Source organism: Parapusillimonas granuli (genome assembly GCF_013416525.1).
GTDB lineage: Bacteria > Pseudomonadota > Gammaproteobacteria > Burkholderiales > Burkholderiaceae_B > Parapusillimonas > Parapusillimonas granuli.
The window spans coordinates 314,091-336,432 of the sequence record NZ_JACCEM010000003.1 but is presented as its reverse complement, the minus strand read 5'-3'; the positions used below and the strand labels follow the sequence as shown (position 1 = coordinate 336,432).

At 66.1% G+C, this 22,342-nt stretch carries 24 protein-coding genes; 5 read left to right on the top strand and 19 right to left on the bottom strand.

What is annotated here, in order from left to right:
- Positions 1-4: 4 nt before the first annotated feature.
- Positions 5-1,063 carry an OmpA family protein gene (locus H0A72_RS22095; RefSeq protein WP_246436860.1) on the bottom strand — a complete coding sequence of 353 codons (1,059 nt, stop codon included), beginning with the start codon at positions 1,061-1,063 and terminating at the stop codon, positions 5-7.
- A complete protein-coding gene (locus H0A72_RS06840) occupies positions 1,060-1,932 on the bottom strand; it encodes a motility protein A (protein WP_180154319.1) in 873 nt (290 codons plus the stop codon). The genes H0A72_RS22095 and H0A72_RS06840 overlap by 4 nt, the downstream gene beginning before the upstream one ends.
- 94 nt (positions 1,933-2,026) lie before the next feature.
- Between H0A72_RS06840 and H0A72_RS06835 the strand changes: the two genes are divergently transcribed.
- Positions 2,027-2,308, top strand: coding sequence for a peptidylprolyl isomerase (locus H0A72_RS06835; protein WP_180154318.1), 282 nt, complete (start codon positions 2,027-2,029; stop codon positions 2,306-2,308).
- A gap of 48 nt (positions 2,309-2,356) precedes the next feature.
- On the opposite strand, the gene H0A72_RS06830 is transcribed toward H0A72_RS06835, so the two are convergent.
- A complete protein-coding gene (locus H0A72_RS06830) occupies positions 2,357-2,563 on the bottom strand; it encodes a dodecin (RefSeq protein ID WP_180154317.1) in 207 nt (68 codons plus the stop codon).
- A gap of 135 nt (positions 2,564-2,698) precedes the next feature.
- Between H0A72_RS06830 and H0A72_RS06825 the strand changes: the two genes are divergently transcribed.
- Together H0A72_RS06825 and H0A72_RS06820 are read left to right on the top strand one after the other, a co-directional pair.
- A complete protein-coding gene (locus tag H0A72_RS06825; RefSeq protein WP_180154316.1) occupies positions 2,699-3,892 on the top strand; it encodes an MFS transporter in 1,194 nt (397 codons plus the stop codon).
- A 96-nt stretch (positions 3,893-3,988) separates the two neighbouring features.
- Positions 3,989-4,159 carry a hypothetical protein gene (locus H0A72_RS06820; RefSeq protein WP_180154315.1) on the top strand — a complete coding sequence of 57 codons (171 nt, stop codon included), beginning with the start codon at positions 3,989-3,991 and terminating at the stop codon, positions 4,157-4,159.
- Here H0A72_RS06820 and H0A72_RS06815 read toward each other — a convergent pair.
- Genes H0A72_RS06815 through H0A72_RS06765 form a run of 11 tightly spaced genes read right to left on the bottom strand, consistent with a single transcriptional unit; the run spans position 4,137 to position 15,744 of the window.
- Positions 4,137-4,775, bottom strand: a complete 639-nt coding sequence (locus tag H0A72_RS06815; protein WP_246436861.1) for a helix-turn-helix domain-containing protein — start codon at positions 4,773-4,775, stop codon at positions 4,137-4,139. The two genes, H0A72_RS06820 and H0A72_RS06815, sit on opposite strands and share 23 nt — an antisense overlap.
- Before the next feature lie 15 nt (positions 4,776-4,790).
- Positions 4,791-5,711: an N-carbamoyl-D-amino-acid hydrolase gene (locus tag H0A72_RS06810; RefSeq protein ID WP_246436862.1), complete on the bottom strand. Its 921-nt coding sequence runs from the start codon at positions 5,709-5,711 to the stop codon at positions 4,791-4,793.
- 35 nt (positions 5,712-5,746) lie between these two features.
- Positions 5,747-7,198, bottom strand: a complete 1,452-nt coding sequence (locus H0A72_RS06805) for an N-acyl-D-amino-acid deacylase family protein (protein WP_180154314.1) — start codon at positions 7,196-7,198, stop codon at positions 5,747-5,749.
- 17 nt (positions 7,199-7,215) lie between these two features.
- A complete protein-coding gene (locus H0A72_RS06800) occupies positions 7,216-8,205 on the bottom strand; it encodes an ABC transporter ATP-binding protein (protein ID WP_180154313.1) in 990 nt (329 codons plus the stop codon).
- A gap of 34 nt (positions 8,206-8,239) precedes the next feature.
- Positions 8,240-9,214, bottom strand: coding sequence for an ABC transporter ATP-binding protein (locus tag H0A72_RS06795; RefSeq protein WP_180154312.1), 975 nt, complete (start codon positions 9,212-9,214; stop codon positions 8,240-8,242).
- Between the two features lie 10 nt (positions 9,215-9,224).
- Positions 9,225-10,067: an ABC transporter permease gene (locus H0A72_RS06790; protein ID WP_425502483.1), complete on the bottom strand. Its 843-nt coding sequence runs from the start codon at positions 10,065-10,067 to the stop codon at positions 9,225-9,227.
- A gap of 29 nt (positions 10,068-10,096) precedes the next feature.
- Complete coding sequence (locus tag H0A72_RS06785; RefSeq protein WP_180154310.1) at positions 10,097-11,032, bottom strand: ABC transporter permease; 936 nt, start codon at positions 11,030-11,032, stop codon at positions 10,097-10,099.
- A 59-nt stretch (positions 11,033-11,091) separates the two neighbouring features.
- The gene (locus H0A72_RS06780; RefSeq protein WP_180154309.1) at positions 11,092-12,672 is read right to left on the bottom strand and encodes an ABC transporter substrate-binding protein; all 1,581 of its coding nucleotides are present in this window, start codon (positions 12,670-12,672) and stop codon (positions 11,092-11,094) included.
- Between the two features lie 40 nt (positions 12,673-12,712).
- Positions 12,713-14,167, bottom strand: a complete 1,455-nt coding sequence (locus tag H0A72_RS06775; protein ID WP_180154308.1) for a M81 family metallopeptidase — start codon at positions 14,165-14,167, stop codon at positions 12,713-12,715.
- 22 nt (positions 14,168-14,189) lie between these two features.
- Entirely contained in the window at positions 14,190-14,555 is a 366-nt protein-coding gene (locus H0A72_RS06770) for a RidA family protein (protein WP_180154307.1), read from the bottom strand.
- A 34-nt stretch (positions 14,556-14,589) separates the two neighbouring features.
- Positions 14,590-15,744 carry an NAD(P)/FAD-dependent oxidoreductase gene (locus tag H0A72_RS06765; protein WP_180154306.1) on the bottom strand — a complete coding sequence of 385 codons (1,155 nt, stop codon included), beginning with the start codon at positions 15,742-15,744 and terminating at the stop codon, positions 14,590-14,592.
- A gap of 269 nt (positions 15,745-16,013) precedes the next feature.
- Between H0A72_RS06765 and H0A72_RS06760 the strand changes: the two genes are divergently transcribed.
- Positions 16,014-16,955 (top strand): pirin family protein, encoded by a 942-nt coding sequence (locus H0A72_RS06760; protein ID WP_180154305.1) that lies wholly within the window; start codon positions 16,014-16,016, stop codon positions 16,953-16,955.
- A gap of 4 nt (positions 16,956-16,959) precedes the next feature.
- On the opposite strand, the gene H0A72_RS06755 is transcribed toward H0A72_RS06760, so the two are convergent.
- The 3 genes from H0A72_RS06755 to H0A72_RS06745 form a co-directional block, all read right to left on the bottom strand.
- The gene (locus tag H0A72_RS06755) at positions 16,960-18,171 is read right to left on the bottom strand and encodes a CaiB/BaiF CoA transferase family protein (protein WP_180154304.1); all 1,212 of its coding nucleotides are present in this window, start codon (positions 18,169-18,171) and stop codon (positions 16,960-16,962) included.
- Between the two features lie 18 nt (positions 18,172-18,189).
- Positions 18,190-19,428: an MFS transporter gene (locus H0A72_RS06750; protein WP_180154303.1), complete on the bottom strand. Its 1,239-nt coding sequence runs from the start codon at positions 19,426-19,428 to the stop codon at positions 18,190-18,192.
- A gap of 115 nt (positions 19,429-19,543) precedes the next feature.
- A complete protein-coding gene (locus H0A72_RS06745) occupies positions 19,544-20,443 on the bottom strand; it encodes a LysR family transcriptional regulator ArgP (protein WP_180154302.1) in 900 nt (299 codons plus the stop codon).
- 121 nt (positions 20,444-20,564) lie between these two features.
- Between H0A72_RS06745 and H0A72_RS06740 the strand changes: the two genes are divergently transcribed.
- A complete protein-coding gene (locus tag H0A72_RS06740; protein ID WP_180154301.1) occupies positions 20,565-21,194 on the top strand; it encodes a LysE/ArgO family amino acid transporter in 630 nt (209 codons plus the stop codon).
- A gap of 37 nt (positions 21,195-21,231) precedes the next feature.
- On the opposite strand, the gene H0A72_RS06735 is transcribed toward H0A72_RS06740, so the two are convergent.
- Both H0A72_RS06735 and H0A72_RS06730 read right to left on the bottom strand, forming a co-directional pair.
- Positions 21,232-21,909, bottom strand: a complete 678-nt coding sequence (locus H0A72_RS06735; protein WP_180154300.1) for a Crp/Fnr family transcriptional regulator — start codon at positions 21,907-21,909, stop codon at positions 21,232-21,234.
- A gap of 13 nt (positions 21,910-21,922) precedes the next feature.
- Positions 21,923-22,339, bottom strand: a complete 417-nt coding sequence (locus H0A72_RS06730; RefSeq protein ID WP_180154299.1) for a RidA family protein — start codon at positions 22,337-22,339, stop codon at positions 21,923-21,925.
- Positions 22,340-22,342: the final 3 nt, after the last annotated feature.

Genomic DNA, 22,342 nt, shown 5'->3' with positions numbered 1-22,342 from the left:
CTGCTCAAGGATCGTCGTCGGGCTCGGGCGCCGGAGGCGGTTCGAGAATGATTTCCACGCGCCGGTTGCTCGCCCGGCCCTGTTCCGTGTCGTTGTCGGCCAGCGGCCGGGTGTCGGCATAGCCGATGGCGCGCAGCCGCGCGCGCCCGACGCCGTTGGCGGCCAGGTAGCGGACCACTCTGCCGGCCCGGGCGCTCGAAAGCTCCCAGTTCGAAGGATACTGCCCGCCCCGTATGGGCAGGGCGTCCGTATGGCCTTCCACGGTGATGATGTAATCGCTGCCCCGGAGCACCGGCAGCAGCTTGCGCAGGACGGCCAGCCCTTCCAGGCTGAGATCGGCCTTGGCGGAGCTGTACAGGATCTCGCTGTTGATCCGGAAGCTGATGGATTCCCGCTTGCGGATGATTTCGATGTCGTCGCCGAGCTCCGGCAACGCCAGCATGCCCATGCCGCCGGGCGCGGGCCTGGGCGCGGCGGGTGCGGGTGCGGGCGCCGATGCCGGCGCGACCGGCCCGATCCCCATCACATGCCGCAGCACGGCGTCGGCGTCCGGCTCGGCCAGGAAATAAGAAGGCAGTTCGACGAACAGCGTCGATTCCGAGGGATCCGGATCGGACAGCCCCGGCGCATACGCCGGCGGGTCCCATTCCGTCTGTGCGACGATGGCCGGCCAGGCGCCGCCGCCCGCCGGCGCGATGGGCGCCGAGGGCTCGACGGGATCGGGCGAAGCGACGGGCGCGGCGGGCTCCGAAGGCGCGGCGGCCGGCGGCGCCATGGATTCCGCCGGCGCGGGAATCAGGACGGGAACGGCCGGCGCCGGCGCCTCGATCGGCGGAACGACCTGGATGGAAACGGGCGCCGACCCTCCGGGCAGCAAGCCGCTGCCGGCCGGCAGCAGGCCGGACCCCGTCGCGGGCCTGGTCGCCTGCCCCGACAGCGCCAGCATGACCACCAGCAACACGAGCAACAAGGTGATCAGATCCAGGTAGGTCAGCAGCCAGCCTTCGGTTTCCTCTTCGGGCACGGGCTCGACATACCACTTGTTCTGATGCACCACGCTCATGACGGCCTGGTCTGCGGCTTGGCCTTGGGTTTCAGCCTGAGCCGCAGGCGCGGCTTCTTGGCCGGTTCGGCCTGTTGCACCTGCGCGCGCCTGCCCTGATGGTCGTTGATTTCGTCTTCATGCTCTTCCATGAAGGAGTTCAGGGTTTCGCGCATCAGCGAAGGGCTGCGCTTCTGGCACATCATTGAAACGCCCTGCATGATCATGCTCATGACGATCACGCGCTGCTCGGTGCGCCGTTCCAGCTTGACCGCCACGGGCTTGAGCAGCAGATTGGCGAACAGGATGCCGTAGAAAGTGGTCATCAATGCCAGCGCCATCTGCTGGCCGATGGCGGCCATGTCGCCGTCGCCCAGCAGGAAGAGCAGGTTGACCAGCCCCACCAGCGTCCCCAGCATGCCGAACGCCGGCGCAAAGCCGGCCATGGTCCTGAAAAGCTGCGCTTCCGCGCGCTCCCGGGCGCGCAGCCGGGACACCCGCCATTGCATGAGGTCGACGATGTCCTGCTCGGGCGTGTGGTCGATGACCAGCTGGACGCCCGTCTTGAGGAAGGGATTGGAGACGTTCTCGAGGGCGGCCTCGACCTTGCGGATGTCGTCTTTCATCCACAGCCGCGAAATGGAGATGAGGTCGTCGATGTCCTGCTCGGTGTGCAGGCGCTCGTTGCGCAGCACGGTGCCGAGCAGGCGGAAGATGCGCAGCACTTCGCGCAAGGGGTAGCTGATGAAGGTTGCCGCCAGCGTGCCGACCACCACGATGCCCAGGCTGGGCACGTCGACGAACGCGGCGGCGTCTTCGGCGGAAAAGAACAGCACCGCGCCCAGCAGTGCCACGCTTGCGACGATACCGATGAGGGTGGAAGGATTCATGCGCCAGTATTATACGTGCGCCCGCGCGGGCGGGCGCGCCCTTTGGCCGGGTTTGCGTTACTCTGTGTGCTCATTTCTTTGAAGGAGTATTTCCATGACCCAAGCCTCAGCCCGCCACATCCTCGTCGACACCGAAGCCAAGTGCCGGGAACTCAAGGCCGAGATCGAGAACGGGGCCGATTTCGCGCAAGTGGCCAAAGAGAATTCCAGCTGCCCGTCCAGCCGCGACGGCGGCAACCTGGGTTCGTTCGGCCGCGGCCAGATGGTGAAGGAATTCGACGAGGTCGTGTTCAGCGCGCCGGTCGGCGTGGTACAGGGCCCGGTGAAGACCCAGTTCGGCTACCACCTGGTTGAAGTCACCAGCCGCGAAGACTGAAACCGCCCACGGGGCGGCTTGCAGGCGCGGGCCGCCGCGCCCCGGGATTCATTCCAGCGTGAATCCCACCTTGATGGAAACCTGCCAATGGGCGACCTTGCCGTCGACCACGCGCCCGCGCGTGTCGGTCACGGTGAACCACTGGATGTTGCGCACGGTTTCATGCGCCTTGGCGATGGCCGTGCTGACGGCGTCTTCGATGCTGTCGGGAGAAGAACCGGTCAGGTCCAGCTGCTTGTAGACATGATGACTCATGATGGGGGCTCCTGAGATTGGCGAAAGACTCGTCTCCATGTTAGAGGCTTTGCCCCGAAACCACAAACACGCGGCATGCGGCAATGCTAATATCCCCACTTCGCTTTTCCGCGCCGCCGCCCGCAAGAACCGACCATGTCCGCCTCCACCCCGTCCTACATGCGCACGCTCTATGCCGGCGCGTCCGTCGTGCTGCTCGTCATGGGCGTGCGCGCCACCTTCGGGCTGTTCATGCAGCCCATGGGCATGGAGCTGGGCTGGGGCCGCGACGTTTTCTCGATGGCCTTCGCCATCCAGAACTTGGTCTGGGGCGTGGGCTCCATTTTCATGGGCATACTGGCCGACCGCTACGGGGCCGGCCGCACGGTCGCGCTCGGCGCCCTGCTCTTCATGCTGGGCATGATCGGCATGCGGCTGTCCACCGACGAGCTCTCTTTGTATCTGACCGCCGGCGTGCTGGTGGGGCTGGGCCAGGCGGGCACCACGTTTCCCGTGATTCTGCCGGTGATTGCGCGGGCCGTTCCGCCGGCGTACCGCAGCACGGCCATGGGCATCGCCAGCGCGGGCGGATCCATGGGGCAATTCACCATCGTGCCCATCGGCCAGATCGCGATCTCCACCCTGGACTGGACCGGCGCCCTGTGGCTGCTGTCCCTGTTCGCGGCGGCGGGCATGCCTCTGGCCCTGCTGCTGCGCGGCAAGCCCGCCGCTGCGACCGGCCACCATCAATCCCTGGGCGCCGCGGTCCGGGAAGCGTTCCGGCATTCTTCATTCCATTTCCTGTTCTGGAGCTATTTCGTTTGCGGCTTCCATACCGCCTTCATCACCCTGCACCTGCCGGCCTACCTGGTGGACGGCGGCCTGACGGCGGGAGACGGCGCCATCTCCATCGCCCTGATCGGGCTGTTCAATGTGGCGGGGTCGTTCTACGCGGGCAAGCTGGGCGGGTGCTACAGCAAGAAGAACCTGCTGGCCGCGGTGTATTTCCTGCGGGCCTTCGGCATTCTCTTCCTGATCGCCATGCCCATGGCGCCGTGGGTGGCCTATGTCTTCGCGGCCTGGATGGGCCTGCTCTGGCTGGGCACCGTGCCGCTGACGCAAGGGCTGATCGGGCAGATCTACGGTTTCCGGTATGCGGCCACGCTGTCGGGCATCGCCTTCCTCGGCCACCAGATCGGCAGCTTCATCGGCGTCTGGCTGGGCGGCTATGCCTACGGCGCCACCGGCAGCTACGCCGCCGTGTGGTGGGCGGGGATCGTGCTGGCCGTCGTGGCGGCGGCCTTGTGCCTGCCGATCCGCGAGCAGCCGCTGGCGGCGAAGCCGGCCTGATCCGTGCGCGGGGGGCCGCCGGAACATCCCCGCCGGCGCCGACTCGGCCTATACTATCGGCAAAGGGGCTGTCGCCCCGATCAATGCATGATGGCCATGAATACCGATACGCACACCCATCGAACCCCGCCGCCCGACACCGCCCGCCACCGGCGCGTGGTGGGCGCGCTCGTGCTGGCGGTGGTGCTGGGCCTGTCTTTCCTGGGCTACCTGACGCCCAGCATGCGCATCCAGTGGGAAAACTTCATGTCGATGTGCGGCTTTTAGGCGGCCACACGGGCATGTCGGTGCAAACCGCCAGCACGCGCGCCGGCGCCTTGCTGGTCGACAAATACACGTGGCCGACCCCGCTGTCGAAGTAGGCGGCTTCGTTCCGCTTCAGGCTGATGGCGTCGCCCGTTTCGAAAACGATGCGGACCGCGCCCGACAGCACATAGGTGAACTCCTGGCCCGGGTGCTTGATGTACTCGGTGAATTCCTCGGTATCGCGGGAAAAGATGGTGGCGATGATGGGCGTCATGACCTTGCCCGCCGTCTCGCTGAACAGGAACTGGTGCCGGTAGGTGTCGGTAAAGTATTCGTCCTGTTCCAGGCTGTTGGCCTTCAGCACCCGCCCGTTCAGCCGGTTCGGCGCGCGGCCCGCGCCGGCCTGCAGCAACAGGGACATGTCCACGTCGAGCGCCAGCGAGATCGCCACGAATTTCTCGTAGCTCAGGGCGGTCTGCCCCAGCTCGGCCTTCGACAGCGTGGACAGGGCCACGCCCGAAGCCGCTGAAAGCTGCTTGAGCGTGAACCCCTTTTGCTTGCGCATGGCCCGAAGACGAGCGCCCATCGCCTCTTTCGAGACGATTTTCTGGTTCAGAGCGTCCGTGTCCGGCGCCATGATGCCCTCCCCCATCTATAACGGCGAGCGGCTGGCACCTACGCGATCAACGATAGCCCGATAGTGCTCGGGTCTTCTGTGCCGCTCGTAGTTGAAGATATTACCGCGATAGCCGTCCGCCAGGCTCATGTCGCATACATAGTTGATCACTTCGTCGTCTTCGGACAGCGCCTGGACGGCGATTTCCCCCGTGGGCGCCACGATGCACGATCCGCCTATCATGTGTATGCCCTCCTCCACGCCGGCCTTCGCCGCGGCGGCCACCCAGCAGGTATTCTGGTAGGCCGCCGCCTGCAGGGACAGGTGATTGTGCAGCAGCGGCAAGTGCCTGGGCTCCCCCAGCCGCCCGTATCCGGTCGGCGTGTTGTAGCCCACCATGACGAGGTCGACCGCCTGCAGGCTCATCACCCGGTAGGTCTCCGGCCAGCGCCTGTCGTTGCAGATGCACATGCCGATGCGGGTCTCGCCCGCGTCGAACACGGGAAAACCCAGGTCGCCCACCTGGAAGTATTTTTTTTCCAGGTGCTGTATGGGATAGCCGTCCTGGGATTGCGCATCCCCCGGGATATGGATCTTGCGGTATTTGCCGATGATGCTTCCGCCGCCGTCGACCAGGATGGACGTGTTGAACTGCCGTTCCCCGTCCAGTTCGGCATAGCCCAGGTAGAAGCCGACGCCCAGCTCGCGCGCCAGGTCGAACAGCGGCCGGGTTTCCTTGCCCGGCATTTCCGTCTCGAAGAAACTGCGCACTTCCCGGGGGTCTTCGATGCTCCAGCGCGGGAAGAAGGTGGTGAGCGTCAGCTCGGGAAAAGTCACCCACTTCGCGCCCCGGCTCGCGGCGTCCTTCAACAGTTCGCACAGGCGCGCGACCGTCCGGGCGCGTGTGTCGCTGCGCGCAATGGGGCCCACCTGGGCCACGGCGATATGCAATTTCAAATCATCCTCCTTGGGGTTCGATGTTCAGGATCGCTTCAGGACCGCTCCAGCACCCGACCCGCATACCGGCCGGTGAAATGCGCGTCGGCATCCCAGACCTTGGCGCCGTTCACGTACACGTGGTGGATGCCGCGCGAGCGCTCCATGGGCGTCTCGAAGGTGGCGGCGTCCGCCACCGTGGCCGGATCGAAGACCACCAGGTCCGCGAACGCGTTCGGCTGGATCACGCCCCGGTCCGCCAGGCCGAACCGGCCGGCGGTCAGGCCGGTCATCTTCCAGACCGCGGTCTCGATGGGGAACAGGCCCAGGTCCCGGCTGTAGTGGCCCAGCACGCGGGGAAAGGTGCCCCAAAGGCGGGGGTGGGGGTGGGTGTCGTGAGGCAGGCCGTCGGAACCGATCATGGTGTCCGGGAAGGCCATGATGCGCTGGACGTCGTCCTCGTCCATCATGAAATAGATGGCGCCGGCCGGCATGAGCTCGTCGACCACGTCCCACCTGTCCTTGCCCCGCTCCCGGGCGATGTCGTCCAGATCGCGCCCGGTGTATTCCGGATGCGGCTTGCACCAGGTGATGATGGTCTTGGCCGACAGCAGCGCGCGGTCCTTCTTGAGCATGGTGGATCCCGCCACGTAGGGATAGGCGTCCAGCGAGATCTCCTGCTTCTTCATGGCGTCGGCGATGATCGCCAGCGTCTCGCTCGACCGGCCGAAGTTCTGTTTGCCCATCAGCTTGTGGTGCGAGATGATCACCGGCACGCCGAGCTCCTTGCCGATGCGGAAGGTTTCGTTCAGGGCGGCGACGATCTCGTCGCCCTCGTCGCGCATGTGCGTGGCGTAGACGCCGTTGTGCTCGCTCAGCGGCCGGCAGACCTGGATGATCTCTTCGGTCGTGGCATGCGCGGCCGGCGGGTAGAAGGTGCCGGTGGAGATGCCGATGGCGCCGGCTTCCAGGCCTTCCTGCGCCAGTTCGCGCATGCGCTCGATCTCTTCCGGCGTCGCATTGCGCTCCAGGTCGGGCATGACGGCGGCCCGCAGCGTGGAATGCCCCAGCATGCAGGCGCAGTTGAGCGCGGGGGGCGACGCCCGCAGGGCGTTCAGGTAGTCGGCGAAGGTGGAGAAGGCGTAGCTGCCGCCGACGTCCAGCAGGTCGAGCGGGGGCGGGGGGCTTTCGTGCAGCAAGGGCGCCAGGCTGATGCCGCAATTCCCCGTGATGACCGTGGTCACCCCCTGGGATATCTTGGGCTCCATGTCGGGCTTGCGCAACAACAGGTTGTCGTCGTGCGTATGCGAATCGATGAAGCCGGGCGATACGGCCAGGCCGGATATGTCTTCGCGCTGCGCCGCGTGGGCGCGGGACAGGTCGCCGATGGCGGCGATGCGGTCGCCGCGCACGCCGACGTCGGCCACGTAAGGCGCCGTGTTGGTGCCGTCGATCACCAGACCGCCCGACAAAATGAAATCAAAGGATTCGACTTGCTCGCTGCTCATGCTGTTGCTCCTGGATGCTATGCAAAATGACACGCCACCACGTGGTCCGGACTGAAACGCCTGGCCTCGGGCCGGGACTCGGCGCACACCGCCTGCGCGTTCGGACAGCGGGTCCGGAAAGCGCAGCCGGAGGGCGGCGACAAGGGGCTTGGAATCTCGCCCGAAAGCCGCAGCGCCCTGGGCTGCGCGCGGCTTTCTTCCGAGAAGCGCGGCACCGCCGCCATGAGGGCTTTGGTGTAGGGATGGCGCGGCGTGTTGAAGATTTCGTCGCGCGTGCCCACTTCCACCATGCGGCCCAGGTACATCACCGCCACCTTGTGGCTCAGGTGGCGCACCACGCTCAAGTCATGGGAAATGAAAAGGTAAGTCAGCCGCAAGGTCTTCTGCAGGTCCACGAGCAGATTGATGACCTGCGCCTGCACCGAGACGTCCAGCGCCGAGACGGGCTCGTCGCACACGATGAAATCGGGCTCCAGGGCCAGGGCGCGCGCAATCACCAGCCGCTGCCGCTGTCCGCCCGAGAACTGGTGCGGGTATTTGTCCAGCGCATCGGGCTTCAGGCTGACGAGGCGCAGCAGCTCTTCCAGCCGCGCCGCGACCTGCGGCTCGGGCACCGAGAAATTGCGCAGCGGCTCGGCCAGGATGGAGCGCACGCGCATGCGGGGATTCATCGAGGAATAGGGATCCTGGAAAATGAACTGGATCTTTTTCCGCAGCTCGCGCAAGGCGCCGCTCTTGAGCCCGCCCACGTCCTCGCCCTCGAAGACCACCTGGCCCTCCGACGGCTCCAGCAGGCGCGCCAGGCAGCGCCCCAGCGTGGACTTGCCGCAGCCCGACTCGCCCACGATGCTGAAGGTCTCGCCTTTGCGCACGGTGAAAGAAACGTCGCTCACCGCGTTCAGCACCGCGCGCCTTCCCTGGCTCTTTATCGTGAAGCGCTTGCTGAGCCCGATGACTTCCATCTGGACTTCGCCGCCTTGCGCGGCCGGCGTGTTTTCCTGAGACATATCCATTACTCGCTATTTCTACAATCGGCCGCCATCACTCGGCCCGGCACCAATACCGGTGCGCATCGCCGGCCTGCAGCGCAATCGGGGCCGCCGATGCGCAGGCGGCGACGGCGCGCGAGCAGCGCGATTGGAAGGCGCAGCCGACCGCTTGCGGCGTGATCGTGGGTACGATGCCGGGCAGCTCGGCCAGCCGCTGCTGCTCCGCATCCCCTTCCACGAAGGCGGGAAGCGAACGGATGAGCGCCTGGGTATAAGGATGATGGGCGCGATACAGCACGTCGGCGACCCGGCCCTCCTCCACCTTGGATCCGGCGTACATCACCATGACGCGGTCGCAGGATTCGGCCACCACGCCCAGGTCGTGCGTGATCAGGACGATGGCCGTGCCCAGCTGCTGCTGGATGTCCTTCAGTATCTGCAGGATCTGGGCCTGTATCGTGACGTCCAGCGCCGTGGTGGGCTCGTCGGCGATCAGCAGCCGCGGCTTGCAGGCCAGCGCGATCGCGATCATGACCCGCTGGCGCATGCCTCCCGACAGCTCGTAGGGATAGTTCGCCAGCCTTTTCTGCGGATCCGACACCTGGACCAGCTCCAGCAGGCCCTGGGCGTCGACCAGCGCCTGCTTGTAGGTCTTGCCCTGATGCAGCACGATGGATTCGGCGATCTGCCGGCCAACGGTGAACACCGGGTTCAGCGAGGTCATGGGCTCCTGGAAGATCATCGACAGCTTGTTGCCGCGGATGCCGCGCATCTGCTTTTCGCTGAGGCTCAGCAGGTTCCTGCCTTCGAACTCGATGGTCCCGGAGACCACGCGCGCGGACTTGGCCAGCAGGCGCATGATGGCCAGCGAGGTCACGCTCTTCCCGCAGCCCGATTCCCCGACGATGCCCAGCGTCTCGCCGCTCCGCACGTGGAAGGAAAGGTCTTTCACCGCCACGACCGTGCGGTCGAAGCCCTCGAAATGCACGCTCAGGTTCTCGACGCTGAGTATGTTCTTGTCGTTCATGCCTGTCCGCCTAGATCTTCTTCGCCAGCTTGGGATCCAGCATGTCGCGCAGACCGTCTCCCAGCATGTTGACCGCCAGCACCGTCACGGCGAGGAAAAGCCCCGGAAACAGGATGATGTGGAAGGCGATGGAAAGGAAATTGCGGCCGTCCGCCATGATGTTCCCCCAGCTCGGCGTCTGGGGCGGAATGCCCACGCCCAGGAAGCTCAGCACCGCCTCGGTGATGATCGCCGACGCGGCGATGAAGGTGGCCTGCACCATCAGGGGCGCGAACAGATTGGGCAGGATGTGCATGGCCAGGATCTTGTGCGTGCGCGTGCCGACGGCCTTGGCGGCCTCGACGTAGGGCTGGTTGCGTATGGAGATCACGAGCGCGCGCACCAGGCGCACCACCCGGGGCACTTCCGGGATGATGATGGCGATGATGACCGTGACGAGGCCGCCCTTGAACACCGCCATGAGCGCGATCGCCAGCAGGATGTTGGGTATGGCCATCAGGCCGTCCATGACGCGCATGATGGCCATGTCGAGCTTGGAAAAATAGCCCGCCAGCATGCCGATCAGCACGCCCAGCGCCACGCTGACCAGGGCGACGGCGACGCCCACCACCAGCGAGACGCGCGCGCCCCAGACGACGCGCGCATAGACGTCGCGGCCCAGCGCGTCCGTGCCGAAAATGTGTTCGGCGGACGGCGGCTTCATGCGCGCCAGCGGATTGATGTCCAGCGGGTTGATGCTGGACAGCAGCGGCGCGAAAATCGCGACCACGGTCAGCAGCGCCAGCACCGCGATCCCGAAATACATGGTGGGCTGCATGCGGAACATCAGCCACAGTTTCTTTCTTGTGCTCATGGAGCCTATTGCTTGGGTTTGCATGGCGGTCAGCGGTCCATTCTGGGGTCGAACAGCCTGTAGCTCAGGTCGACGACGAGATTGATCAGCACATAGACCGCCGAGGCGATCAGCAGCACGCCCTGTATGACCGGATAATCGTGGCGCAGCACGGCGTCCACCGTCAGGCGCCCCAGGCCGGGAATCGCGAACACCGTTTCCGTGACGACCACGCCGCCGATCAGCATGGCGACGCCCACGCCCACCGTCGTCACGATGGGGTTGGCGGCGTTCTTGAGCGCATGCCAGATCACCAGGCGCGCGCCCAGGCCCTTGGCCTTGGCCGTGCGGATGTAGTCCTCGCCCAGGGCTTCCAGCATGGTGGCGCGCGTCATGCGCGTCAGCAGCGCCATGTAGACCAGGCCCAGGGAAAGGCAAGGCAGCAGCAGATGCCTGAAGTAGGCCGATGCGCCTTCCGACAGCGATTTATAGCCCTGCACCGGCAGCAGGCCCAGCTTGATCGACACGACGTAGACGAGCCCGTAGCCGATCAGGAAGACGGGGATGGAAAACGCCATGACCGACGCCAGCATGATCAGCCGGTCCGTCAGCGAGCCCGCCTTCCAGGCGGCCGCCACGCCCAGCGGCACGGCGAACAGCACCGCAAAAAGAATGGTGAACAGCGCGATGGAGATCGTCGGGCCCATGCGCTGGTGGATCAAGGTCGAGACCGGAACATTGGTCGAGGTCGAAATGCCCAGGTCGCCCGTCAGCACGTTGCCGCTCCAGCTGAGGAATTGCTCGATGAGCGGCTTGTCCAGGCCCATGGCGATGCGGATCTTCTCAACGTCCTCGACCGTGGCGTTGTCTCCGGCCAGCACGGCCGCCGGATCGCCCGGCGACAGGTGGGTCAGCAGGAAAACAAACACCGCAACGACAACCATTACCGGGATGGTCGCGATCAGTCTTCGCAATACATATAACAACTCAAGACTCCTTGTTCCGTTTTCCCGCCGGCCCGTGCCCGAAGGCCGGGCCTGCCGGCCTACTTCTTCTCGACGTTCCACATGACCGGGATGCCGGTCTTCATCAGGTCGACATTGCGCAGGCCGCGCGTGGCGATGACGGGCTTGAACTCGCCCCAGACCACGTAGGGAACGACCTCATAGGCGTGCTCCTGGATCTGGGCGGCGAGTTCCTTGCTCTTGGCCTCGTCGCCTTCGGCGATCCACTTGGCGCGCAGCTCGTCCAGCTCCTTGTCGCAAGGCCAGCCGGGCAGGCCGCCTCCGCAAGGCGCCGACAGCCAGGGATTGGTCACCGGGGTGCCGGCATCGAAGTAGCCGCCATGCGTCAGGAAGATGTTCCAGCCGCCTTCGGCGGGAGGATCCTTCTTCAGGCGGCGGGCGGCCACCGAGGCCCAGTCCATGGCCTGCAGGTCGACGTTGATGCCGGCTTTCTTGAGCGCCTGGGCCAGCACCAGGTTGGCCGGCGAGTTGACGTTGTCGGTCGGGTAGAGAATGACGACTTTCTCGCCCTTGTAGCCGGCTTCCTTGAACAGCTGCTTGGCCTTTTCCACGTCGGGCTTCTTGTAGCGGGCCGCGCCGCGGTCGGTGGCGTAGGGCGAGCTGCAGGTGTACAGGGACGGGCAGTATTCCGTGCGGTACTTGTCGCCGTAGCCCACCGCCGACACGAACTCGACCTGATTCACCAGGTGATAGAGCGCCTGCCGGGCCTTCGCGTTGTTGAACGGCGGGTACAGGTGGTTGGGCACGATCATGCCTTGCGAAGCCACGGAAGGCGTGAGGGTGACCTCGGGATTGCCTTCCAGCACCGGCAGGAAGTCCGGCGTCACGCTCTCGATCATGTCGACTTCGCCGTTCTGCAGCGCGGCGGCCGCGGTGTTGGCGTCGGGAATGTAGATCCATTCGACGCGGTCGATCTTGGCCACCTTGCCGCCGGCCAGGCCGTCGGCGGGCTCGGAGCGCGGCACGTAGTTGGGGTTCTTCACGTACACGACCTTGTTGCCGGGCACCCATTCTTCCTTCTTGAAGAGGAAGGGGCCGGAGCCGACCATTTCGGTCACGGGGACGCTGGGATCGGTGTCCGCCAGGCGCTTGGGCATGATGAACAGCGGCATGCCGGAGGGCTTGGACAGGGCCGCCAGGACCAGCCCGAAAGGCTGCTCCAGGGTGATCTCGAAGGTCTTGTCGTCGACGGCCTTGAGCGAGGCGCCGGCTTTCATCATCAGGCGTCCCAGGGTGTCCTTCTTGGCCCAGCGCTCGATCGACGCGACGCAGTCGGCCGCCGTCACGGGCGTGCCGTCATTGAACTGCAGTTTGTCGCGCAGGGTGAAGGACCACTTCATGCCGTCATCGGACTTCTTCCAGCTGTCCACCATCTGCGGGTGGATGTCGCCCTTGCTGTCTTGCGCGAACAGGGTGTCGAACACCATGTAGCCATGGTTGCGCGTGATGTAGGCGGTGTTGAAGAGCGGGTCCAGCGTCTTCAGGTCGGCGGTGGGCGCAAGGCGCAGCGTCGTCGCCAGGCTGGATCCGCCGGCCAGCAACAGGCCGCCGGCCAGCATGCCGGCGGCCAGCGCCTTCATGCCCGTGGTTGTGATTTTCATTCCTTGTTCTCCCAGTATGGATTTGGTTGGATGCAATGCGTCAAACGGCCGGCGTGGCCAGCGGCCATTTCGGATAAACCAGCTTCTTGTACGGAAGCGTCCTGATGTCCGACGTGACCGACCCCGGCGTGTTCAGGTAGATCACCTGGGCGGCCACTTTGGAAAAGTCGGCGTAGAAGTGCTGCGAGGACTTCACCACGATGAATTTCTGCTTGGACAGGTCTATGCCGAACTGCGTGAACAGGTCGCGGCCCACGGCCTGGTTGCGCACGCTGGTCAGCACCAGCGTGATGCCCTCGGTCTCGACCACCGCCACGTCGCCCAGCAGGGACGGCGTATTGGACAGGCCGGTCATGTAGGCGTCGCGGCGCAGCGCCTTGACGGTGCAGACCGCGTCCACGGGCTGGCCCGATGCCTCGGATACCTTGCCGCCGATGCGCAGCTTGAGCACCGCGTTTTCGCCGGCGTTCATGCACAGGCCCACCGCGCCCGGATCCCAGACGGGCCCGATGACGGCGTCGCGCACCTTGTGTTCGAGCAGGTCCGCGAAGACGAAAGTGGAATCGCTGCCCGCGCCCCCGCCCGCGTTGTCGGCCGAATCGGCCAGCACGGCGGGATAGCGCCGGTTCTCTTCGACGATCCGCAGCGCCTCGACCGTCGTCGGATTGGGCGTCTGCAAGGCGTCGCGAAACCCGATGATTTCCCGGCCCAGGCTTTCGGCCAGCCGGCCGGCGCGCTCGGCGTCGCCGTCGGTATAGACCAGCACCTTGCTGCCCATGCCCGGCACGTCTCCCCAGGGAAAGCCATGGGCGATCGAGATCGACAAAATGCCCGGTTCCCGTTCCATCTGCAGGAGCCGGTCGACGAAGCTGCGCATGGGCTCGCGGCTGGTGTGCATGATGGAAATCATCTCGCAGTCGTAGACGCCCAGCGCGGGTTTCGTCTTGCCCTGCCGCTTGGCCACGCAGAGGTCCACCAGGTCGTAGGCGCGCTCGAGGATGTCGGTGTGCGGATACTCCTTGTAGCACACCAGGAAGTCGGCGTTTTCATGCATCAGGGGCGTCATGTGGCAATGCGGGTCGAGCTCCGCGCCGACGACCACGCCGGGCCCGACGATCTCGCGCACGCGGGAGATCAGGTCGCCTTCGCAGTCGTCGTAGCCGTCGGCCACCATCGCGCCATGCAGGCCCAGCACCACGACGTCGACTTCCCCGGCATTCCGGAGGTCCTGCAGGATTTCATCGCGCAGCGTCTCGAAGGCGTAGCGGGTCGTCAGGCCCGCCGGCACGGCGCCGGCCACCGTGCCTTCGATCACTGTCCAGCCGTGGGCCTCGGCACGCCGGCGCGCCGCCCACAGCGGCCCCGAGAACTGCAGCATGGTGTCGGGGTGGGTGCCGGCCGGGTAGTAGCCGCGGGCCTTGAAGGAATCGATGCCCGTGGGAATCGGGGAAAACGTATTGGTTTCCGTGGACAGCGAAGCGGTGAAGATGCGCATGGTGAGTCGTCTCCTTGATGAATCAGCGATCCAGCGCCTGGATCTCGATTTCCAGGTCGACGCCCATGGCCAGCTTCGCCTCGACCGTCGAACGGGTGGGCAGGCCGGCGGTGAAGTGGCGGCGGTATTCTTCGTTGAAATCCGCGAACAGTGCGAGGTCCGACAGCCAGACGGTGGCTTTCACCACGTCCTCGAAGCCCAGGCCGGCTTCGGCCAGGCTGTCGCCCAGGCGTTCCATGACGGCCCGGGTCTGCGTCTTGATGTCGCCCTTGACCACCTGCCCGTCGCGATCCATGGGGATCTGCCCGGAAAAGAAGACGAAGCCGCCCGCGCGCACCATGCGCGAGAACGGGAGGCCCAAGGGGGATTCGTAGCGTTGAATTCTCATGATCGTGCCTTGTATGTTCGTGGTTCCGCCGCGCTCAGGCGGCAAAGCGTGCAGGTGAAACGAGGGAGGCGTCCAGCTTCTCGGCCTTCAGGCTGGGGTCGAGCTCCTGCCCGAGGACCAGGTTGGCGGCCAGCAGCGAGGCGCCCGGCGAGGTCTGGATGCCATAGCCCCCCTGCCCGACCAGCCAGAAGAAGCCGGCGGCCTTGCCGTCCCAGCCGATGACGAAATCGCCGTCGGGCACGAAGGAGCGCAAGCCGGCCCAGGTATGGCTGGGGCGCCGGATCTGCAAGGTGGTGGCCGCCGTGATGCGGTCGATGCCCACCGCGATGTCGAGTTCCTCGGCCACGACGTCATGCGGCTCGACCGGGTCGGCGTTCGCGGGGGACCCCAGCAGCTGGCCCGCGTCGGGCTTGAAGTAAAAGGATTCGTCTATGCCCACGACCGCCGGCCAGCGCTCGATGCCCTGCCAGGCCTGTGCGCCGTCGCTTCCGGCCTTGAAGGTGAAAGCGCTGCGGCGCTTGGGCTGCAAGCCGATGCGGGACGCCCCGAACAGATCGGCCACTTGCTGGCCCCAGGCGCCGGCGGCGTTGACGACGGCCCGCGCGGCGATCGTTTCCCCCGAGGCGAGCTCGACCTTCCAGCCGTCGCCGTCGCGCGCCGCGCCGCGGACGGCGGCGCCGTAGGAAAATTCCACGCCGGACTGCTTCGCCCCTTTCAGGAAGCCCTGGAGCAAGGCGTGCACGTCGACGTCCTTGGCGTCGACTTCCTCGATCGCGCCGATGAGGCCTTCGCCGCGCACGCAGGGTACCCGCGCGACGACTTCTTCCGCGCTCACGGTGCGCACTTCGGCCCCCGTGGCCCGCAGCTGGGCCAGTGTCTCGGCCAGCAGGGTTTCCTGGCCCACGCGCGCGATATAGAGGACGCCCCGGTCGGTCAGCAAGCCGTGGTCGCTGAACCCCTGGGGCGGCGATTCGAAGAAGGACCGGCTGGCCCGCGTCAGGGCGCGTATGGTGGCCGTGCCGTAGGTTTCCATGAACATCGCCGCGGAACGGCCGGAGGAGTGGTACCCGGCCTGGCTTTCCGCCTCGACCACCTTGATCGCGCCGCGGTCCTTCAGGCGGTAGGCCAGCGAGGCCCCCGCCATGCCCGCACCGATGATCAGATAGTCATACACCTTCGCGACTGCCATGAAACTCCGTCCTTTTTTCTGCGATTTGGATTATCAAATATGAGAATTCTCTAAAACGAGAATCTTCCTCGCAAGCAGGGTGACGGTCAAGCGGACTTCACTGGGGTTTACCCGTAGGCGTCTGTTTTTTTATGGGCGGGGATGCCCGGCCGGCGGAAGCTGCGGATCACGGCTGACGAACGGCAAGCCCCAAAACCGGCCCGAAGCCTTAAAGTAGCACCATGAGGCCGCCACCTCGCGCCGCCCACGCATCCCATCCAGGAGCCGACATGACCACAGACTCGCCAAGCCAGACCCTCCCCGACGACAGCCCTCTGGAAACCGTCATCGTCCCCCGCGGCCACGACCTCGGCGACAACTTCGAAGTGCGCCGCGCCCTGCCGTCAAGGCAGCGGCGCATGGTCGGCCCCTATGTATTCCTCGACCAGATGGGCCCCCACGTCTTCGCCCCCGGCCGCGGCCTCGACGTCCGCCCCCACCCCCACATCGGCCTCGCCACCATCACCTACCTGCTCCAAGGCGAGATCATCCATCGCGACAGCCTCGGCAGCGTCCAGGCCATCCAGCCCGGCGACGTCAACTGGATGACCGCCGGCAAGGGCATCGTCCACTCCGAACGAACCGGCGCCCAGGCGCGCGAACAGTCATCGCCCCTGTACGGCCTGCAATGCTGGGTGGCCCTGCCCAGAGCCCATGAAGAATGCGAACCCGGCTTTACCCACATCGGCAAGGCCGAGCTGCCCACCGAGACCGACACCGGCGTGTCGGCGCGCATCGTGGCCGGCCGCTATTTCGGCAAGCGCTCGGGCGCGCCCGCATTGTCGGAACTGTTCCAGGTCGACGTGCAGCTGCAGCCGGGCGCGCGCCTGTCGATACCGCCGGAGTATCCGGAACAAGCCCTGTACACCGTCCAGGGCACCCTGGACCTCGGGGCCGACGGCCAATACGGCCCGGGCCGGCTGCTGGTGCTCAAGCCCGGCAGGCAGGTCGTCGTCAAGTCGGCGGGGCCCGATGCGGCCCGCTTCGTCCTGCTGGGCGGCGAGCCCATGGACGAGCCCCGCTACCTGTCATGGAACTTCGTGTCGAGCTCGGCCGAGCGCATCGAGCAGGCCAAGGAAGACTGGCGCGCGCAGCGCTTTCCCGGCGTTCCCGGGGAAACCGAGTTCATTCCCATGCCCGACATCCCCGGCAAGCCGGTGCGCTATCCCTGAGGCCTCAGGCGATGCCCGCGTCGCGCATGCGCTGGTATTGCTCGGGGGTGATCCCGATCTCCCGCAGCACTTCGGCGGTGTGCCGGCCCAATTCCGGACCCAGCCAGCGCGTGCCGCCGGGCGTGGCGCTGAGCTTGGGGACGACGCCCGGCATGTCGACGGGCAGGCCGTCCGGTAGCGTGAACCGCTGGATCATTTCCCGGGCGCGATAGTGCTCGTCATTGACGATGTCCGCGGCCGTATAGATGCGGCCGCTGGGCACCGCGGCCCGTTCCAGCACCTGCAGGACCGTGTCCAGGTCGTGGCGCCCGGTCCATTCCAGGATGGCGCCGTCGATCAGGTCGACGTGGCGGACGCGCCCGTCGTTGTGGGCCAGCTCGGGGTCCCGCGCGAGGTCCTCGCGCCCGATCGCCGTCATCAGCCGCTTGAATATCCCGTCGCCGTTGCCGGCGATGGCGACGTACTGCCCATCGGCGCAGACATAGGTGTTGGAAGGCGCGATGCCCGGCAGGGACGAGCCGCTGCGCTCGCGCACATAGCCTTGCGCGGAGTATTCCGGTATCAGGCTTTCCATGACGGCGAAGACGGCTTCGTACAAGGCCACGTCTATGTACTGACCTTTGCCGCCGTTCGCCTTCAGGTGGTGCATGGCGATCAGGGCGCCGATGACGCCATACAGGGAAGCCAGGGTGTCGCCCAGGCTGACGCCGGTGCGCACCGGCGCGCGGTCCTGGTAGCCCGTCACGTAGCGCAGGCCGCCCATGCATTCCGCGATCGCCGCGAAGCCCGGACGCTGGCTGGCCGGCCCGGTCTGGCCGTAGCCCGAGATGCGGACCATGATGAGATCCGGGTTGACGGCGGACAGCTGTTCCCACCCCAGGCCCCATTTTTCCAGCGTGCCGGGGCGGAAGTTCTCGATGACGATGTCCGCGTCGGCCGCCAGCTTGCGCACGATTTCCTGGGCTTCCGGCGCCTTCAGGTCGAGCGTGACCGATTTCTTGTTGCGGCTTTGCGCATACCACCACAGCGAGGTGCCGTCGTGCAGCTTGCGCCATTTGCGCAGCGGGTCGCCCTCGCCGGGCGGCTCGATCTTGATCACGTCGGCGCCGAACTGCCCCAATATGGTGCTGGCGTAAGGCCCGGCGATCAGGGCGCCCAGTTCGATGACCTTGATGCCTTTCAGCGGCAGATCGCCCGCCCCTTCCTGTTGAGACATGAGAACCTCCTATAAGAATCAGCGCCGGCCGCGCCTCCGCAAACTATAGGCGAAGGCGCCGGCCAGCAGCCCCAGCCCCAGCGCGCACACGGCGAACACCCAGCGATAGCTGACGTGGTCGATGACCAGGCCGGACGAACCCACTCCGATCGAGATGCCCAGGAACAGGCAGCCCGCGAAAAGAGACATGGCCGTGCCCCTTGCGGCGGGCGCCATCTGCGTGGCCTGGGTCATCAAGGTGCTGTGCAGAGTGTAATAGCCTATGCCCGCCGCCACGGTCGCCGGCGGCACCCATTCCCAGCGGTCCAGCACGGCCACCATCAGCCACGACGCGGTCAGCAGCAAGCCGCCCAGTATCGCCATGCCCTCTTCGCTGAACCTGGACAGCAGCTTGCGGGCGCCGAACGAATACACCATGCCGCCCACGCCATAGAGCGCGACGATGCCGGAGGAAACGGATATGCCGAAGCCGTATTCATCGTGCATGAAGGTCGGCAGGAACGCCATGGCCGAAAAAGCGAACGCGCCTTCCAGGGTCACGGCCACGAGCAGCCAGACGGCCCAAGGCCTGGTCAGGACGTCGACCATGTCGTGGACGTAGCCGCCGCCCGAAGGCGGCCGGGCCGCTTCCCGGCGCACGGAGGCGTCCAGCGACAAGGCCAGGCCGACCGCCAGGAAGAAGACGAACAGCAGGGCGAAGATCCAGCGCCAGCCCCAGAGGTCGGTGATGACGCCGGCCACCCATTGGCCCGCGATCAGGCCCATCAGTATGGCCGTCAGGTAGCGGGCCAGGGCCGCCTGGCGTTGCGCATAGGGAACGGTGTCGCCGATCCATGCCAGGGAAAGCGGAATGATGCCGGCGGCCGCGACGCCCGCCAGCGCCCGGGCGACGATGAGCAGGTCCAGCGTGCCGGCGAACACGGCGAGCGCATTGCCGACGATGCACAGCAGGGCGGCGATGCCGACGACGCGGCGCTTGCCGTAGCGGTCGCCCAAGGGGCCGAATATCAGCTGCAGGATGCCGTAGGCGATGGCGTAAGCGGAAATCGTCTGCGACGCCTGGCCCGCCGTGACGTCGAAATCGCGGGCCAGCGCCGGGAGCATGGGATCGCAGACGCGCATCATGGCGCTGCTGCCGAACCCGGCGAAACCCAGGGCGAGCAGCGCCCGCCTTTCTTGCCGCTGCCCGGTGCCGGAGCCCGCTCCATAAGCCGGATCGATGTCGCTGTGTGCTTCCCGCGGTTGGTTCTGGCGCATGCCTTGGTCTCGGAGCTCTGTCTGTGGGGCCTTCAGGGACGACGACCTTACACCTTCTTGGCGGGCGTCGCAAGGGACGGCGGCCCGGAAATGCATGCTTCGGCGCCGCGCAGGATCAAGCGCGCCGCCGGACCAGGCTGGACGACGCTTCCAGGACCGCCGCCGTGAGCGTGTCCATGGTTTCGGAGTTGACCCGCCAATGCTGCCAATACAGAGGCACGTCTTCCCAGGCGCGGGCGCGCAGCGGCACCAGCGTCCCGCCGTCGAGCTCGCGCTGGATCAGGGGCAGCGGATTCATGGTCCACCCCAGGCCCGCCATGGTGGCCTGGACGAAGGCGCGCGAAGACGGCACCCACCACACCGGCGGCTGCCAGGGCGCGCCGCGCAGAACCCTGGCGGCGAAGCGCGCCTGCAGCGCGTCTTTGCGATTGAAGACCAGGACGGGCGCCGCCGCCAGGGTGCGCGCGTTGACGCCGGCGGAGAAGTGGCGCGCATGGAATTCCGGAGAGCAGCTGGCCACGTAGCGCATGCTGCCCAGCCCGTGGATGCGGCAGCCCTGGACGGGGTCGGACAGCGTGGTGACCGCCCCCAGGACGGCGCCGTTGCGCAGGAGCGCCGCCGTGTGGTCCTGGTCTTCGGATTGCAGATCCAGCGTGGCGCGCGAGCGGCCGGCGAAGATCCGCGCCGCCTGGATGAACCAGGTTTCCAGGCTGTCGTGATTGACCGCCACGGCGATGCTGGCGCTTTCGGCCTCGTCTTCCAGGCCCAGGCGGTTCAGCGCGTCGTGCTCGAGCATGGCGGTCTGCTCGGCCAGGTGCACCAGCACCTGCCCTTCGGGCGTGGCAACGGCGGGCGCGCCGCGCTGGACCAGCAGGCGGCCCATGCGTTCTTCCAGGGCCTTGACCCTTTGCGACACGGCGGAGGGCGTCACGTTGAGCACGGCCGCGGCGCGTTCGAAACTGCCTTCGCGCACCACCGCGGCCAGGGCCCTGAGGTTCCCGTGGTCTATTCTCATATTAAGAATATCTTAATCTGGTTAAATTAAATTAGCTTCATTTTACACCGCCGGTCATGGAGAATATCGTCACGCCGCGCTGTCCGCGCGCGCTTGCCGAACCCGCACTGGAAACAAGAAAATGCTGCCCATCACCATGCCACCCGCAATGTTCTCCGCCTGGGCCAGTGGCGCCGCCACCGGCCTGGGCCTGTTCGCCGTCGTGGGCGCGCAAAGCGCCTTCATCCTGCGCCAGGGCATCATGCGGTCCCATCTGGCGGCCATTCTGGCGGTGTGCGCGGCCATCGACGCGGTCTTCATCTTCGCCAGCGTGCTGGGCCTGCAGGCCATGACGGAATGGCTGCCCTGGCTGACCGGCGCGGTCCTGTGGTTCGGGGTGGCGTTTCTGCTCTGGTATGCCTGGCAGTCCGCGCGGCGCGCGCTGCGGCCGCAGGGCGGCCTTCACCTGGCCCGGCAAGCCGTGCCGTCCCGCCGGGCGGCGCTGCTGGCCGCCGTCGGCTTCAGCCTGCTCAATCCGCATTTCTGGCTGGACATGATGGTGGTGGGGTCCATCGCCCAGAACTTCCAGGAGGAAAAGCTGGGCTTCGCCGCCGGCACGCTGACGGCCAGCGTGCTCTGGCTCTTCGTCCTGGGCGTCGGATCGCGCCTGTTCGCGCCCCTGTTCACCGACGCCCGGGCCTGGCGCGTCCTGGACGGCCTGATCGCCGTCGTGATGGCGTTCCTGGCGCTGCGGCTTGCCGCGGCGAATTGACTTCGAGCGCGAGTGCCGCCGGCCATGCGGCGGCACGTCAGATGTGCAGCTTGCCAGGGTCCAGGATGTGCAATTGCTTGTTCTTGATGGTCAGCACGCGTTCCTCTTTCAGCCTGGCCAGCGTCCTGGTCACGGTGACGCGCGTCGCTCCCGTCATGGCGGCAATCTGCTCGTGCGTGAGCTTGATGCCGATCACGATCACGCCGTCCACTTCCGTTCCATAGAGCTCCGACAGCCGATTCAGCAGCTCGAATATGCGCTTCTCGGGCCTGGGCGAGGCGACGCACTGCAGCCGCCCGCCCAGAACGCGCTGCTTCATCGCGGAAATTCGCAGCAAGGCCACGGCCAGCTCTGAATTTTGCGCAAGCGCCGCCCCCATTTCATTGGCATCGAAGACGACGACTTCGGCGTCCTCGAGGGCGATTGCCGCCGAGAACCTGGGCAATTGGTCGAACGCCGCCGCTTCGCCGCACAGCGCCCAGCGGCCCATCACTTCCAGCACGAACTCCGAGCCGTCCTCTCGGAATATCGAAACCTGCACACGGCCCTTCAGGACGAAGAAAAACAAGGGGCTGACTTCGCCCTGGTGGTACAGGAATTCGCCTTTCTGGTATTTGCGCCGCAGCCCCATATGCGCCGACCGGATCCAGGGGCCGACGACGGCTTCGTCCAGATACCAAGTTTCCGTGTTCAGTGATTTGGCCTTGACCGTCATGGGAATGTCTTTTTCACCGTTGGCGTGCTGCCGCGACCGCCTTGATTTCCACCAACAAGGTGTTGCGCGCCAGGCTGGCGACGCCAAGAATGGTCCATGCCGGGAAATCCTTGGTGATGAACTCGTCCTTGATTTCCCTGAACGCGGTCAGCTGGTTGTCGATGTCCACATGATAAGACACTATTTCCACCAGATCCCCAAAGTCCAGGCCTTCGTGCTTCAGAATGGCGCCAAGGCGGTTGAACGCGACCCGGATCTGCTCCTCGGCGGTATCCGGGATGCTGCCGTCGGGCCGGATGCCGACCTGGCCGGCGATGAACACCAGCCCGTTGGCCCGCACCGCCGGCGCATACTTGAACAGATCGAACACCTTGTTGCCGCCAAAGGTGGGATCATCCTCGGGCAGGCGCAGACGCTGAATATCACTCATTTG